The organism is Vibrio sp. 10N.222.55.C6, from assembly GCF_041473395.1.
In the GTDB taxonomy this organism is placed as follows: domain Bacteria; phylum Pseudomonadota; class Gammaproteobacteria; order Enterobacterales; family Vibrionaceae; genus Vibrio; species Vibrio crassostreae_C.
Genome location: NZ_JBFRSD010000602.1, coordinates 1 through 425 on the forward strand (window position 1 = coordinate 1; position 425 = coordinate 425).

A 425-nucleotide genomic window follows, 5' to 3' on the forward strand; every position below is an offset into this window, starting at 1 on the left:
ACCACGATTGGTATTAACTCAAGTTTGAAAGATCTGTTCAAAGGCGGAAAGCCCTTGGTCATTTTGCTAGCAATCACTATCTTCTTCATGATCATGCAGAACATCGTCGGTATTTCTGTCGCATCAATGTTTGGCCTAGAGCCTGTCTTTGGTCTACTCAGCGGAAGTATTTCACTGATTGGCGGACATGGCACCGCGATTGCTTGGGCACCCAAGGTTGCAGAAGAATTCGGCCTAGAAAGCGCAATGGAAATTGGTATCGCCAGTGCAACGTTCGGGCTGATTTTAGCCAGCCTTATGGGCGGTCCTATTGCAAAGTTTCTCATCAAGCGTCATAACCTCAAACCTACCGATGAGCAATCAGGCTCAATCGATTCAAATGCCAAAAAGCAACAACAAGCCCTCACATCATTTCAATTTTTAGA

At 45.4% G+C, this 425-nt stretch carries 1 protein-coding gene; it reads left to right on the plus strand.

What is annotated here, in order from left to right; translation table 11 throughout:
* Positions 1–425 (plus strand): sodium/glutamate symporter (locus AB4486_RS25275; protein WP_372119467.1); only part of this gene is annotated, 425 nt, incomplete at both ends.